Raw genomic sequence first — 14,613 nt, 5'->3', positions numbered from 1 at the left:
AAATGACCTATAGTCTTCTGGCATGAGACTTAATGCACACATCGAGAGCACGCGTAACGCCGCGCTGACCGGACAGGTCAGCGTTGACCTTTCGGCCATCGCGGACAACATCCGCACCCTCCGCCAGCGCTCGGCGGCACCCCACTTCATGGCCGTGGTGAAGGGCAACGCGTACGGCCACGGACTTGTTGACGTCGCCCGGACGGCGTTGTCGGCCGGCGCGGACTGGCTGGGAACGGCGCAGCTTCATGAAGCGATTGCCCTGCGCCGGGCGGGCATCACCGCTCCGGTATTGTCCTGGCTGTACCTCGCGGCTGCCTCCAGCGGGACGATCCGGGAAGCGCTGGAGTACGACGTCGACGTGTCGCTGGGCAGCGTTGCCCAGCTCGACGTCGTGGCCGGCATAGCCCGCCACCTGGGCCGTCCCGCCGTCGTCCATCTTGAACTGGACACGGGGCTGAGCCGCGGCGGGGCGCGTTCGGAGGACTGGGCGGAACTCGTCGCCGCTGCCCGGGCGTCAGAACGTGCAGGCACGCTCCGCGTGCGCGGTGTCTGGACGCATCTTGCCTGGGCCGACGTTCCGGCGCACCCGGCCAACCTGGCGGCGGTGGAGGCTTTCGAAGAAGCCGTCCGCGCGGCCAGGGCGGCGGGACTGGAACCGGCTCTGCGGCACGTCTCGAGTTCCGCCAACATCCTTGACCGGCCGGAATTCGCCTTCGATATGGTGCGGGCCGGCCTGGCGTTCTACGGGCTGGCCCCGGCCGACCACCTGGCTCCGGCCGACTTTGGCCTGCGCCCCGCCCTGACTGTCACGGCGCCGGTGGTGCTGGTGAAGAAAGTGCCAGCAGGAACCGGGGTGAGCTACGAGCACCGGGCCATCACGCACGAGCCGCGGTACCTGGGGCTGATCCCGCTGGGCTACGCGGACGGCATCCCCAAGGGCATCACCGGCCGCAGCCTGATCCTGCTCGGGGGCCGCCGGGTCCCGGTAATCGGCAAGGTCTGCATGGACCAGTTCATGGTGGATCTGGGCCCGGATGCCCAGGGCGTGGCCGTTGGTGACACAGCTGTGCTATTTGGCGATCCGCGCACCGGGGCCGCGAGCGCCGATGACTGGGGCGCGGCAATCGGCAGCCACGGCGACGAGATCATCAACCGGATCGCCCCGCGCCTGCCGCGCGCCTACGAGTGCCCGGACTACCAGGAAGCCGGTGCTCCCGTTGGCGCCTGAGGCAGCGGTCGAGCGGCTCGGCTTCGTCTCGCTCGAGCAGTTCCTGCAGAAGCTGCCGCCGGAGTTGAAAGTACTCCACGACGGCGGCAACGGCGCCGGGATGCTCCGCTGGGTGGAGCCGAGCGAACTGGAGGATCCAACGCCTTACCTGCTCGACGGCGAGTTCATCCTCACCGCCGGCCTGCCGTTCCTCGGCGAGGGCGGCAGCGAGGGAAAAGTGGATGACTACGTGCAGCGGCTGGTGGGAGTCGGGGTGGGCGCACTGGGGTTCGGGCTGGAACCGTACTTCGACGCCGTGCCGGAGACCGTGGTGGCGGCGTGCCGGCGCCACAACCTGACCCTGGTGGAGTTTCCCAGGACTGTTCCGTTCGCGGCGATCGGGCTGGCGTTCTCGCAACTGCTGGAGTCGGACAACGCCAGGGTGTTCCGGCAATTGGCGGACACCAACCGGCAGTTGATGCGGGCGGTCCTGTCGGCCAGGCCGGAGCACGAACTCCTGGCGGCCCTGGTGCAGCGGGTTCCGGTCTGGGCGCTGCTCATCGGGGCCGACGGCAGGACCCGCGCCCGGGCCGCGGCCGGCGGCGGAAGCGGCAACAGCAGCGGCGGCAACGGCTCGGCCAGCAACCAGGCCCCGCCCGCCGCCGTCGAACTTTCCGCCTTGCAGCCGCTGCTGAAACGGCTGCTGGCTGGCAGCGGCCCCCGGGTTGAGATGGAGTCCTTCGAGGAACCGCGGCGGTCTACGGTGTTCGGCCACCCGCTCCGCAGCACCCGCGACGCCAACCTCGGCGCCCTGATCCTGGGCTCCGTCGGACCGCTCACCCCGGCGCAGAACAGTGTGGTGTCCTCGGTGGTGGGCCTCCTGGAACTGCTGGTGCGGCAACGGACCAGCGGCTCGCTGGCACCAAGCCAGCTTGCGACCGCGCTGCTGCTGCATCCGGACAGCGTGGCCTCCGGCGGCACGAAGCACATCAACGGCCTCAAGGACCTCCTGGCACAGAGCATCTCCTCCACGCGCTCTGCACCCTTGCGGGTGGTCCAGGGCGTGAAGGCGGAACCCGGGGGCCCTGCGGGCGACAGTCCCGTCCGGGAGCTCCTGCAGTGGCGCCGGATGTTCGACACCAAACTCGTGGAGATCACCGACTACGGTTTTGCCGCCATCACCCGCCTCAAGGTCGACGAATCCCTGCTGGACGAGGCGGAAGAACTCGGCTGGCGCCTGGTGATCGGGGATGCCACCGAGTTCCAGACGCTGGCGGCCGCGTACCGCCGGGTGTCGTCGCTGCGTGCCCGGGTTCAGGCAACGGGACGGAGCGCCCGGGTGGACGAGGTGACATGGTCCGTGGCAGGCCTGCTTGGCCGCGAAGCCGGAACCATGCTGGCGGCACGCCTGCTGGAGCCGGTCCTTGGCCAGGATGATCCCGAACGGCGGGCCGCCCAGCTGGCGGTGCTGCGGACGTGGCTGGGAGAGAACGGGAGCTGGGACGCCACGGCGAAGGCGCTGGGCCTGCACCGGAACAGCGTCCGCCGCCAGATCAACGCCCTGGCCGAACTCCTGGATACCGACCTCAACCAAGCCCAGGTCCGCGCTGAACTCTGGTTCGCGCTTCAGTACGTGGACGAATCTCGGCCGGCGACCGCGGCTGAGCCCTCCCAGTCCGAGTAGAGCTCGGGCCTGCGCTCCCTGAGGTACGGCACCGCTTCCCGTGCGTCGCGGGCGCTGGCGGCGGACACCTCGGCGTACAGCAGTTCGGGCGCCGGACCTGCAGCGGCAAGGAGGGTGCCGTCGGGGCCGGCGATGACGCTGCCGCCCAGGAACGCACAGCCGTCCTCCTCCCCTACGTGGTTGGCATAGGCCACCGTCAGCTGGCTCTCCAGTGCCCTGGCGCGCAGCAGGACCTGCGGAACGGAGTCGAATCCCTGGGCCAGGGCGGTGGGGACCAGGAGCAGTTCTGCGCCGCGGACTGCGGCGGCACGCACCGCTTCGGGAAACTCGACGTCGTAGCAGATCACCATGGACGTCTTGATGCCGTGGAAGTCCACGACGGCGGGAGGTTCAGCGGCCGGGCTGAACGCCTTGCGCTCGTCCTCGCCAAACAAGTGGACCTTGGCGTAGTTCAGCAGCTCGGCCCCTTCGCGGTCCACCAGCGTGGAGGTGATCTGCCAGCGGCCGTCCGCGGTGACGGCGGGCAGGCTGTAGACCAGTCCGATGCCGTTCTTTCGCGCGATGCCGGCCAGCGTCCGGCGGATGGCCGGCAAGCTGGCGGGATCCAGTCCGGCCCGGACCCGGACGGGCGCATACCCCACCGGAAACAGCTCCGGGGTGAGAAGCACCTCCGCCCCGGCAGCGGCGGCCTCCCGTGCCGCATCCTCAACCGCCGCGCAGTTGGCTTCCACATCAAGTACGGCGGCGTTCGCCTGCAGGAGTGCCAGCAGCACCGTTACCACCTCTATAGTCTCCGGGTTGCCCGCGCGGAGCGCGGGCCGCCTCTTCTTGCAGCCTCTTCCTACCAGCGTAGCGAGGGTGCAGACTGTGCCGTAGGTGCATTTCCACCCGGAAACAGGGGCTCGCAGTGCGGAACGTCCGTGCGTGCGGCGAGGGTGCTGCAATGGCGCCTTGCGTTAACTTCTTGACTACAACGGTGCAGATGGTGCACGCTTCTTTGCATGCCCTCATCACCGCGCTCAACGAGGAGCCGAACCAAGAACCCTGGTTCACAGTCCGCCCTGAGGCACTTGAACCAGCAACGGATCATCGAGTGCCTGCTGAACGGTCCGTCAACCCAGGCTGAACTCGCCCGGCAGACCGGATTGTCCACCGCCACTGTCTCCAACATCGTCAAGATCATGCAGGATGCCGGGCTGGCGTCCACGGAGCCGATCACCAGTTCCGGCCGGCGCGCGCTGAACGTCCGGCTCAACAGCAACGGGGCGGTCGCCGTGGGAATCGACTTCGGCCGGCGGCACCTCCGGGTGGTCCTGGCAACCCTGAGTTACCACATCATCGCCGAGGAATCCGTGCTGCTGCCACTGGGCCACCACGCCGACGAAGGCATCCGGGCCGCCGTCGAACTCCTTGCGAAACTGCTGGCGGAAAGCGGCGTGGAACGCAGCGCCATCGTAGGGGCCGGCGTCGGCATCCCGGGCCCCATCGACCGCCGGACGGGCACTGTGGCGCAGGGTGCCATCCTCCCCGAATGGGTGGGCATCAACATCCTGCATTATCTTGAAGAGACGCTGAATTTCCCCGTGTTCATTGACAACGACGCCAACCTTGGCGCCCTGGCGGAAGTCACGTGGGGGCCCCACAGCGGCATCAGCAACCTGATGTTCATGAAGATCGGCTCGGGCATTGGCGCCGGGCTGATCCTCAACGGTGCCCCGTACTACGGAAACGTGGGCATCACCGGCGAAATCGGCCATGCCACCATTCACGAGCACGGCCTCATCTGCCGCTGCGGGAACCGGGGGTGCCTGGAAACCATTGCGTCCACAACCACCATGATCGAGCTCCTCAGCCGCGGGGAGGAGAAACCGCTCAGCGCCGAGGACATCGTCCGCAAGGCCCTGGAGCGGGACTCCGCGACTCTTCGGGTCATCGACGACGCCGGCCTTGCGGTGGGCCGGGCCCTGGGAAACGTAGCCAACCTCATCAACCCCGAAGTCATTGTGATGGGCGGTCCCCTGGCGGGGCTGGGAGACCTTCTCCTGGACCCCATCCGGCGGGGCCTGGTGCGCCATGCGGTCCCCGTCATCGGCGAGACCACCACTCTGACCATGTCCTCGCTCGGGGACCGGGCGGAGGCCCTCGGGGCGGCCGCACTGGTCTTCCAGCATGCGGGAATCCGCCGGTCCTGAACCTATTCGTTATCGGGCCGTTGCGTTAAAGACTTGACGACAACGGCTGTGATCAAGTTTACTTTTTCATCAGACGGCCCTGCGGTTTGCAGGGCGGACAACGAAGTCATGCATTGGAGGCGTAAGGGCAAATGACGTCCCAGACCACGCAAAGCGATCCGATCCTTCTCGAGATGCGCTCCATCACCAAGGAATTCCCCGGCGTTAAAGCTTTGTCCGAGGTGAGCCTGCGGGTGAAGGCCGGCGAGATCCACGCCATCTGTGGTGAGAACGGCGCCGGCAAGTCCACCCTCATGAAGGTCCTGTCCGGTGTGTATCCGTACGGCACCTATGACGGCGACATCGTCTACCAGAACGAAGTCCAGCAGTTCAAGGACATCCGGGCCAGCGAGCAGGCCGGCATCGTGATCATCCACCAGGAACTCGCACTCATTCCGGAGCTCTCCATCATGGAGAACATCTTCCTGGGCAACGAGCCCACCAAACGCGGCATCATCGACTGGGCCGAGGCCCGGACGCGGTCCACCGAACTGCTGGCCCGGGTGGGCCTGCGCGAGGATCCCGATACCGCCATCAAGGAAATCGGCGTCGGCAAGCAGCAGCTCGTCGAAATCGCCAAGGCGCTGAGCAAGTCGGTGAAGCTCCTGATCCTCGACGAGCCCACTGCGGCCCTGAACGAATCCGACTCCCAGCACCTGCTGGACCTCATGCTGGGCCTCAAGGGCCGCGGCATCACGTCCATCATCATTTCCCACAAGCTTAACGAGATCGAGCAGATTGCGGACTCGATCACCATCATCCGTGACGGCAAGTCCATCGAGACCCTCGACGTGAAGGCCGACGGCGTGGACGAGGACCGCATCATCAAGGGCATGGTGGGCCGCACGCTGGAGTCACGCTTCCCGGACCACGAACCGAAAATCGGCGAGGTGTTCTTCGAGGTCAAGGACTGGAACGTGGGGCATCCCCAGATCCAGGACCGCCTGGTCTGCAAGAACTCCAACTTCTTTGTCCGCCGCGGCGAGATTGTCGGTTTTGCCGGGCTTATGGGCGCCGGCCGAACCGAGCTTGCCCGTTCCGTATTCGGCCGCTCCTACGGAAGGTTCATCTCCGGCCACATCTATAAGGACGGCAAGGAGATCACCCTCCGCTCGGTGCGCCAGGCGATCGACGCCGGGCTGGGCTACGTCACCGAGGACCGCAAGTCCCTGGGATTGAACCTCCTCGATGACATCAAGACCACCACGGTCGCAGCGAACCTGAAGAAGATCAGCAAGCACAACATCGTGGACCCCAACAAGGAATTCACCGTTGCGGAGCAGTACCGCAAGTCCCTGCGCACCAAGACGCCCTCAGTGGAAGAAGGCGTCGCCAAACTCTCGGGCGGCAACCAGCAGAAGGTGGTGCTCGCCAAATGGATGTTCACCGACCCGGACCTGCTGATCCTGGACGAGCCCACCCGCGGCATCGACGTGGGCGCCAAGTACGAGATCTACGGCATCATCCAGCAGCTGGCCAACCAGGGAAAGGGAGTGATCGTGATTTCCTCCGAACTTCCTGAACTGCTGGGACTCTCGGACCGCATCTACACCATCTTCGAAGGCGCCATCACAGGCGTCCTGAACAAGGATGAAGCCAGCCAGGAAAGCCTGATGAAGCTCATGACATCCGCCCGCAAGACCGCCGCCTGACCTTCTGGATACCTCCAGAACCTTCCAGACACAAGGACCGAAACAATGAACGCGCTCAAGAAGCTATTTGGCGGCAACACCCGCCAATTCGGCATGATCTTCGCCCTGGTTGCACTGATCGTCTTTTTCCAGATTTTCACCGAGGGCCGCACGCTCACCCCGGGCAACGTCATCAACCTCTTCAACGGCAACTCCTACATTCTGATCCTGGCCATCGGCATGGTGCTGGTCATCATCGCCGGCCACATCGACCTCTCCGTGGGTTCGGTGGCGGCGTTTGTCGGCGTCACCGTGGCCCTGGCCATCCGTGACTGGGGCATCCCCTGGTACGCCGGCGTTCTGCTCGGCCTGGCCCTCGGGGCGCTGATCGGGGCCTGGCAAGGGTTCTGGACCGCCTATGTGGGCATCCCTGCCTTCATCGTGACCCTCGCCGGCATGCTGCTCTTCCGCGGCTTCAACCAGTTCGTCGGCAAGTCCAACACCATCCCGGTCCCCAACGACTTCCAGTACCTCGGCTCCGGCTACCTCCCCGAGGTGGGGCCGTCCACGGGATACAACAACCTCACCCTGCTGCTGGGCCTGCTGGCCGTTGCCTACGTCATCTTCAGCGAAGTCCGCTCACGCCGCCGGGCCATTGCCCTCGGCGCTGAAGTCCCCGAAGCCTGGGTGATGATCCTCAAGCTCGTCCTGATCTGCGGCGCCATCCTTTACGCCACGTACCTGTTCGCCACGGGCCGCCCGGGGACGTCCTTCCCGATCCCGGGCCTGATCCTGGCCGTCCTGGTCCTCATCTACGGGTTCATTTCCTCCAAGACCATCGTCGGCCGCCACATCTACGCTGTGGGCGGCAACCGGCACGCAGCCGAACTCTCCGGTGTGCAGTCCAAGAAGGTCAACTTCCTGGTCATGATGAACATGTCCGTGCTAGCCGGCCTGGCAGGCATGATCTTCGTGGGCCGCTCCACCGCCTCCGGCCCGTTTGACGGCGTCGGCTGGGAACTGGACGCCATCGCAGCAGTCTTCATCGGCGGCGCTGCCGTGACCGGCGGCGTAGGCACCGTGATCGGCTCGATCGTTGGTGGCCTGGTGATGGCTGTCCTGAACAACGGCCTGCAACTCCTGGGCGTCGGCGCGGACCTCACGCAGATCATCAAGGGCCTCGTCCTCCTCATCGCCGTCGCCTTCGACGTCTACAACAAGACCCAGGGCAAGAAGTCCATCATCGGCATGATGATGAAGAACTTCGGCGGCAAGAGCACCGAGCTCCAGCCGGACGAGACGACTGCTACCAAGGACGTCATCCGCAAGGAAGGCTGAGCGCTCCCCCACGATTCTCCGCACACCATCTATAGAAAGTGAACCAAGCAATGCAAATGATTGGTAAAGCAGGAAAGGCAGCAGCAATCGCTGCTATTGCGGCACTGGCGCTGACAGCCTGCGGCCGCTCCGAAACCGGCACCACAGGCGGTGGCACGGGCGGCGGCGAGGCATTCCCCAAGAACTCCTCGATCGGCGTCGCGCTCCCCCAGAAGACCAGTGAAAACTGGGTGCTGGCCGAGAAGCTGTTCAACGACGGCCTGAACGGAGCCGGTTTCAAGGCTGACGTGCAGTTCGCCAACGGCGGCGTCTCCGAGCAGCAGAACCAGATCAGCGCCATGGTCACCAAGGGTGCAAAGGTCATCATCGTGGGTGCCATCGACGGCGCCCAGCTGGGTACCCAGCTCAAGCAGGCCAAGGACTCCGGCGCCACCATCATCGCCTACGACCGCCTGCTGCTGAACACCGAGAACGTGGACTACTACGTGGCCTACGACAACTTCAAGGTGGGCGAACTCCAGGGCCAGGCGCTGCTGGACGGCATGAAGGCCAAGAAGCCGTCCGGCCCGTACAACATCGAACTGTTCGCCGGTTCCCCGGATGACGCCAATGCCAAGGTCTTCTTCGACGGCGCCATGAGTGTCCTCAAGCCGAAGATCGACGACGGAACGCTCAAGGTTGTCTCCGGCCAGACTTCGTTCGAACAGGCTGTCACCCAGGGATGGAAGGCAGAGAACGCCCAGCGCAGGGCTGACACCCTGCTGACCGGCAGCTACAACACCGCTTCCCTGGACGGCGTCCTGTCCCCGAACGACACCCTGGCGCGTGCAGTCCTGACGTCCGTCAAGGCTGCCGGCAAGCCGCTTCCGGTCATCACCGGCCAGGACTCCGAAGTTGAGTCCGTGAAGTCCATCATGGCCGGTGAGCAGTACTCCACCATCAACAAGGACACCCGCAAGCTCGTTGAGCACGCAATCACCATGGTCAAGGACATCCAGGCCGGCAAGACGCCTGAGATCAACGATGACAAGTCCTACAACAACACGGTCAAGACTGTTCCGGCCTACCTGCTGGATCCGGTCATCGTGACCAAGGAGAACGTCAAGACGGCCTACGTGGACGATCCGGTACTCGGCCCGATCACCAAGTAGTCCCGCGCTGGGGCGCTCCTCAGTACAGTGAAAAGCCCCGGCCCACCCGACAGGGTGGGCCGGGGCTTTTGCGTTCTCCGGCCCCCGCCCTCCGCCGTCGCCCTTCACAGCGCAAACACAGCTTCGGCCCGTTCTCCGCACAGCCACGCGCACCACTGTTGGATCAGCAGCCGGTCATTCCGTCCGGCCAGAGATTCTAGGAGTACCGTGAGCGTCCTCGCCCGAAGTATAGGCAATGCCTTCAGAAACAAGGTCCGGACCGGGGCCGTGGTGGCAGTGCTGGCCGTCGCCATCGGCCTGGCCCTGTCCATGCTGGTGGCCAACCAGGCCGTTGCCGCCAAAGTCGCTGAACTGAACGCATCCGTGGGCACCGTGCTGACCGTCAATCCGGCCGGAGGCCAGGGCTTCGAAGGCGGCGGCGAACCGCTCACGTCAGAGCAGGCCGCCACCGCGGCCGCCGTACCCAATGTCACCAGCGTCGTCGGCACCAAGGCGCTGCGGCTGCGCAACGCCACGGAAGCGGCAACACAGTCCGCCGCCGGAACCCAGACAAGCGGGCCCCAGGGAACCGGCCCCGGCGGGGGCCAGGGCGGACCCGGCGGGCAATCCACCACCACGCTAACCACCAGCCTCACGGCCGCCGTCGACGCCGGAACGCTCGGCGGCCGCAACCAGGCCGCGGAGGGAACCACCGGGAGCACCGGCGCCACGCAGCCTGTCCGTAGTCTCCCGATTACGGCCACGGGCATCGGCGCCGAGGTGGACAGCACAGGCAAGGCCCTGGCGATCACCGAAGGCACCGGCCTGGGCGACTACTCCGCCGAATCAACCAACGCGCTCCTGGGCACCACCCTCGCCGAAAAGAACAGCCTCAAGGTCGGCTCCACCTTCACGATCAACGACAAGACCTACACTGTGACCGGCCTGTTCGACGCCGGCACCACGTTCGGCAACAACGCCCTCTACGTCACCCTCCCCTCCGCCCAGACCCTGGCCGCACTGCCGGGCGAGCTGTCCACCATGATCGTCACGGTGGACACCCTGGAAAACGTCGATTCCACCAAGACTGCCGTGCAGGCCGCCCTCGGCACCGACAAGGCCGATGTCACACAGGGCCAGAACCTCGAAGCCGCCGTCAGCTCGCTGGACAGCGTCAAGAACATCTCCTTCATCGCGTTCGTCGCGGCACTGGGCACGGCCGGCCTGATCATCCTGCTGATCATGGTGATGCTGGTCCGCGAGCGCCGTCGTGAAATCGGTGTGCTCAAGGCGATCGGCGCTCCGAACCGCACCATCGGACTCCAGTTTGTCCTGGAGGCGCTGGTCCTCGTGGCGCTCGGCAGCGTGGTGGGTGCCGCCGTCGCCTCCTTCGCCAGCGGCGGCATCGCCTCCGCACTGATCAGCTCCAACACCAGTACGACGACGGCGGCAACCACCGGGCGCGGCATGCCCGGCGGGGCGGCCGGCTTCCCGGGCGGCGGCGCTGGCCTCCCGGGCGGCGCTGGCCTCCCCTCAGGAGGACCGTTCGGCGGCGCTTCCCAGCTGCTGACCACCGTCACTGCGAGCGCCTCCCCCGGCGTGATCGCCGCCGGCATCGCCGCAGTGTTCTGCGTGGCCATCATCGGAGCCCTGGTTCCTGCACTCCTGACCGCCCGCATCCGCCCCATCGAAGTCCTCCGAGGAGAGTAACCATGATCCAAGTCAAGAATCTCGTCCGCACCTTCAAGTCCGGCGACCGCACCATCAAACCCGTCAACGACGTCAGCTTCGAACTCGAACAAGGCACGCTCGCGTCCATCGTGGGCAAGAGCGGCAGCGGCAAGAGCACCCTGCTGTCCTTGCTGGGGGCGCTGGACAAGCCCACCAGCGGAGACGTCGTGGTCAACGGCGTCAGCCTGGCCAGCATGCCCGACGGCAAGCTGACCGAATACCGGCGCCGCGACATCGGCTTCGTGTTCCAGCAGTTCAACCTGATCCCCAACCTGTCGGCCGTGGACAATGTGATGCTGCCGATGGAGTTCGCCGGGGTCCGCAAATCCGTGAGGCTGGCCAGGGCCAAGGAGTTGTTGGAGCAGGTGCAGCTGGATCCGGAGAAGCACGTGCGCCGCATCAACCGCCTGTCCGGCGGCGAGCAGCAGCGCGTGGCGATTGCCCGGGCACTGGCCAACGAACCTAAGCTGATCCTCGCCGACGAACCGACCGGAAACCTGGACGAGCAGACCGGCGAACACATCATCGAACTCCTCAGCTCGCTGAGCCGCGACCACAACACCACCATCCTGGTGGTGACGCACGACCGCCAGCTCGCCAACAAGACGGACCGCCGCTTCCGGCTCCAGCAGGGCCGCCTCACCGAGGAGCCCGCCCGCGCCAGGGTGGCAGCGGCCGCCACGGCATAGGCGGGACGCTGCCCGCACACGCGGGAGCTGAGCAGGGCGTATCCCAACGCTCTCTCAGCTCCTGCGGCTTTTAACCGGACCCTCTCTCACTTTCTGCGGGTTTTTCCCCAACGCTCTCGCGGCCGGGTGAGAGGATGGCACAATGAGCGCCCACATCGCGAAACCGTGGCTATTCAGCCAGTCCGATCAGGATCCCCGTTCTTCGACCGGACGCACCCTGCGGTGGGGAGTAGTGGCGACAGGAAGTATCGCCCGGTCGATGGTTCAGGATCTGGCCCTTCTCGCTGATGCGGAGCTGTATGCGGTCAGCTCAAGAAGCCAGAAGTCGGCTGATGCTTTCGCAGCCGAGTACGGCTTCGCCAGGGCGTACGGGGACGACGACGGCGGACCGGGCTACCAGCGGCTCCTCGCCGACGACTCCGTGGACGTCGTGTATGTGGCCACTCCGCACGCCCAGCACTACGAAGTTGCGTTGGCCGCCCTCCAGGCGGGCAAGCATGTGCTGTGCGAAAAGGCGCTGACCATCAACGCGCGGGAAGCCGCGGAACTTGTGAACCTCGCGCGTGCGAAGAAGCTTTTCATGATGGAAGCGATGTGGAGCCGATTCCTGCCGAGCATGCAGCGGGCTTTCGAAATCGCGGCGTCCGGGGAACTCGGGTCAATTCAGTGGGTCACCGCGGATCTCGGCTTCCCGGCTGTCTACTCCCCCAGCGCTCGGCTGTGGGCACTCAAGGACGGCGGGGGCGCCCTCCTTGACCTGACGGTGTATCCCCTGCTTTGGGCCCTGGGCACCTTGGGTTTCCCGCAGACCGTCAGCGCCACGGGATCAGTGAACGACGACGGCGTGGACACCCAGAATGCGTTGACCCTGGGGTACCACCACGGCGCGCAGGCGCAGCTGACGTCGTCGCTGATGGCCTACGGTCCGCGGGCAGCAACCGTCGCGGGAAGCCTGGGTTATTTGCACACCATGGGCTCAATCAACAATCCCAGGGAAATCCTGATCAGGGTCGGCATGGCGGAACCGCGCACCGAACACTTCGACGTTGTGGGCCGCGGTTATTCTTACGAGCTCCGTGAGGTCACCAGATGCATCCAGCAAGGACTCACGGAGAGCCCCGTCGTGCCGCTTGAGGATTCCTTGAATGTCATGCGGTTGTTTGACGGTGTCCGTGCACAGCTGGGCGTGAGCTACCCGAATGATGCCCATTAACTCGGATTAGCAGGGACGGGAAATAATAATCAATTTGCCGGATTATTTGTCCTAACCTCTGGACTCCCGCTCTTGGTCGTGCCTAGGCTGTAGGCAATCGTCGATTTTTCGAGGAGCCGGGGGGTGTTGCACATGAAACGTTTGTCATGGCGCGCGCTCCGACCTTTACTCTTTGCCGGCGCAGCAGCCACAGCCTGGCTGACCCTGTCAGCCCCCGGCGCCAGCGCTGACGCGGCATCAGATCCCGGTTCATTGCTTGGGAACGTCAGCTCTTCTGCGTCCTCAGTCACCGAAGCCGCTGTCAGTCCTGTCGCAGGCGCCCTTGCCGCCGCGGCTCCCTCCGTTGCTTCGGGCGCTCCGAGCGCGGCTGAGGCGGCCGGTGCAGCACTTTCCGGCCAGCCAAGCACGACTGAACATGCCGGCCTCCTCAGTCCTCTCACCGGTCCTGCGACCGGCACCGTGGACCAACTGATTGAAGCTGTCCCGCTGGTGAACAGGTTTGTCCCGTCCGGCAGCGTCGGCACCGTCACGGCACCAGTTGTCGAGGCGGCCGACGGAGTCGTCGTCGAAATAGCCCAGCAGGCCCTGCCCGTAGCCAGCGATGCCCTTCCAACCGTTGACCCAGCAGTGGAGCGGGTTGGCGACCTGCTGACTGGTGTTGAGTTGCTTCCGGATACTGGTGCCGCGCTACTCCCGGCTCTTCCTGCTCCGTCTGTTTGGGAGGGCGGGACCGCCGGCGATGTCGCACCATCTTCGGTGGTGCCCATTAGTACAGGACCTGAAAGTTCCCGCGAACTCTCCGCCGACGCCGCGGAATCAGCGGTATTGTCCGCCTCTAGTGGTTCCGGGACGCTGCCAGTTCCTCATGCCGGGAGCCTCGAAGCACCCCTCCCCGCCGACGAAACACCGTACCCCGCTGCGTTACCGGCCGTTCCGGGGTCCGGGTCGGGGAGCAGCCAGTCTTCAAGCAGCGGAGCCGGCGGCGCAGCCTGGCTTTCCGGCTTTCACACGGATGTTCCGCTGAATCAGGCATTCCCGGTCAGCGGCCCCTTGCAGACTTCGCCCGCGCCCGTTTCCTTCGACCCCGGTTCATCTCCTGACTAGTTGGGCCCTCCCTGCGCGGCCCTGCGCAGAAAACGGCCATTCAGGCTGCCATTGGCGCCTGACCAACAACTTTCAGGAGATATCACCATGCACGCAAATATCCGCAGGGGGCTGCTCAGCACCCTCTTTGCCGGCGGGCTCTTAGCCCTCGGCTCCACCGCTGCAAGTGCAGCGGATACAACGAGCGGTTCCGACGGTCTCGCCTCCGGAAACCAGGTCATCGCACCGGTCACCGCACCCGTCACGGTAGGAACGACGTCGTTGGGCCTCCTGGGTGACTCAACGGCCACCGACACCACCACCAACAACGGGAGCACCGCACCGGCAGAAACCGGCACCACCGGTTCAACCACCAACGGTTCCGACGGTCTCGCCTCCGGAACCCAGGTCATCGCACCGGTCACCGCACCCGCCACGGTAGGAACGACGTCGTTGGGCCTGCTGGGTGACTCAACGGCAACCGGCAATACCGGGACCACCACCGCACCGGCTGGCACCAACACGAGCGGTTCAACCAACGGTTCCGACGGTCTCGCCTCCGGAACCCAGGTCATCGCACCGGTCACCGCACCCGTCACGGTAGGAACGACGTCGTTGGGCCTGCTGGGTGACTCAACGGCAACCGGCAATACCGGGACCACCACCGCACCGG

Annotated in this window: 11 protein-coding genes; 10 read left to right on the top strand and 1 reads right to left on the bottom strand. The window is 65.5% G+C overall.

Going from position 1 to position 14,613, the window contains the following annotated elements; genetic code table 11:
• Nucleotides 1-22 precede the first annotated feature (22 nt).
• Nucleotides 23-1,231: an alanine racemase gene (gene alr / locus PV761_RS00105; RefSeq protein ID WP_347893392.1), complete on the top strand. Its 1,209-nt coding sequence runs from the start codon at nucleotides 23-25 to the stop codon at nucleotides 1,229-1,231.
• Nucleotides 1,221-2,894 carry a PucR family transcriptional regulator gene (locus tag PV761_RS00100; protein ID WP_347893833.1) on the top strand — a complete coding sequence of 558 codons (1,674 nt, stop codon included), beginning with the start codon at nucleotides 1,221-1,223 and terminating at the stop codon, nucleotides 2,892-2,894. Before alr ends, PV761_RS00100 begins: the two co-directional genes overlap by 11 nt.
• Here PV761_RS00100 and PV761_RS00095 read toward each other — a convergent pair.
• Nucleotides 2,837-3,667 (bottom strand): nitrilase-related carbon-nitrogen hydrolase, encoded by an 831-nt coding sequence (locus PV761_RS00095; protein WP_347893390.1) that lies wholly within the window; start codon nucleotides 3,665-3,667, stop codon nucleotides 2,837-2,839. The genes PV761_RS00100 and PV761_RS00095 overlap by 58 nt on opposite strands.
• A 228-nt stretch (nucleotides 3,668-3,895) precedes the next feature.
• Between PV761_RS00095 and PV761_RS00090 the strand changes: the two genes are divergently transcribed.
• The 8 genes from PV761_RS00090 to PV761_RS00055 form a co-directional block, all read left to right on the top strand.
• On the top strand, nucleotides 3,896-5,086 hold the full coding sequence (locus tag PV761_RS00090; protein ID WP_028270515.1) for an ROK family transcriptional regulator: 1,191 nt from the start codon (nucleotides 3,896-3,898) through the stop codon (nucleotides 5,084-5,086).
• 131 nt (nucleotides 5,087-5,217) lie between these two features.
• Nucleotides 5,218-6,777 (top strand): multiple monosaccharide ABC transporter ATP-binding protein, encoded by a 1,560-nt coding sequence (mmsA, locus tag PV761_RS00085; RefSeq protein ID WP_347893388.1) that lies wholly within the window; start codon nucleotides 5,218-5,220, stop codon nucleotides 6,775-6,777.
• A 45-nt stretch (nucleotides 6,778-6,822) separates the two neighbouring features.
• The gene (gene mmsB, locus PV761_RS00080) at nucleotides 6,823-8,094 is read left to right on the top strand and encodes a multiple monosaccharide ABC transporter permease (protein ID WP_347893386.1); all 1,272 of its coding nucleotides are present in this window, start codon (nucleotides 6,823-6,825) and stop codon (nucleotides 8,092-8,094) included.
• Between the two features lie 50 nt (nucleotides 8,095-8,144).
• Nucleotides 8,145-9,245 carry a sugar-binding protein gene (locus tag PV761_RS00075; RefSeq protein WP_028270518.1) on the top strand — a complete coding sequence of 367 codons (1,101 nt, stop codon included), beginning with the start codon at nucleotides 8,145-8,147 and terminating at the stop codon, nucleotides 9,243-9,245.
• Between the two features lie 207 nt (nucleotides 9,246-9,452).
• Nucleotides 9,453-10,934 carry an FtsX-like permease family protein gene (locus tag PV761_RS00070; protein ID WP_347893383.1) on the top strand — a complete coding sequence of 494 codons (1,482 nt, stop codon included), beginning with the start codon at nucleotides 9,453-9,455 and terminating at the stop codon, nucleotides 10,932-10,934.
• A 2-nt stretch (nucleotides 10,935-10,936) separates the two neighbouring features.
• Nucleotides 10,937-11,644 (top strand): ABC transporter ATP-binding protein, encoded by a 708-nt coding sequence (locus tag PV761_RS00065; protein ID WP_028270520.1) that lies wholly within the window; start codon nucleotides 10,937-10,939, stop codon nucleotides 11,642-11,644.
• Between the two features lie 142 nt (nucleotides 11,645-11,786).
• Complete coding sequence (locus PV761_RS00060) at nucleotides 11,787-12,857, top strand: Gfo/Idh/MocA family oxidoreductase (protein WP_347893381.1); 1,071 nt, start codon at nucleotides 11,787-11,789, stop codon at nucleotides 12,855-12,857.
• A 1,191-nt stretch (nucleotides 12,858-14,048) separates the two neighbouring features.
• Nucleotides 14,049-14,613 (top strand): chaplin family protein (locus PV761_RS00055; RefSeq protein WP_347893379.1); only part of this gene is annotated, 565 nt, incomplete at its 3' end.

The organism is Arthrobacter sp. CC3 (assembly GCF_039907775.1).
In the GTDB taxonomy this organism is placed as follows: Bacteria; Actinomycetota; Actinomycetes; order Actinomycetales; family Micrococcaceae; genus Arthrobacter.
Note: the sequence above shows the minus strand (reverse complement) of the source record. Positions and strands in the feature narration are given on the sequence as shown.

Bases quoted from the DNA above. Each gene is read 5' to 3' on its own strand.
- PV761_RS00075 (WP_028270518.1), top strand. From the start codon at position 8,145: ATGCAAATGATTGGTAAAGCAGGAAAGGCAGCAGCAATCGCTGCTATT.
- mmsB (WP_347893386.1), top strand. From the start codon at position 6,823: ATGAACGCGCTCAAGAAGCTATTTGGCGGCAACACCCGCCAATTCGGC.
- PV761_RS00065 (WP_028270520.1), top strand. From the start codon at position 10,937: ATGATCCAAGTCAAGAATCTCGTCCGCACCTTCAAGTCCGGCGACCGC.
- alr (WP_347893392.1), top strand. From the start codon at position 23: ATGAGACTTAATGCACACATCGAGAGCACGCGTAACGCCGCGCTGACC.
- PV761_RS00060 (WP_347893381.1), top strand. From the start codon at position 11,787: ATGAGCGCCCACATCGCGAAACCGTGGCTATTCAGCCAGTCCGATCAG.
- mmsA (WP_347893388.1), top strand. From the start codon at position 5,218: ATGACGTCCCAGACCACGCAAAGCGATCCGATCCTTCTCGAGATGCGC.
- PV761_RS00090 (WP_028270515.1), top strand. From the start codon at position 3,896: ATGCCCTCATCACCGCGCTCAACGAGGAGCCGAACCAAGAACCCTGGT.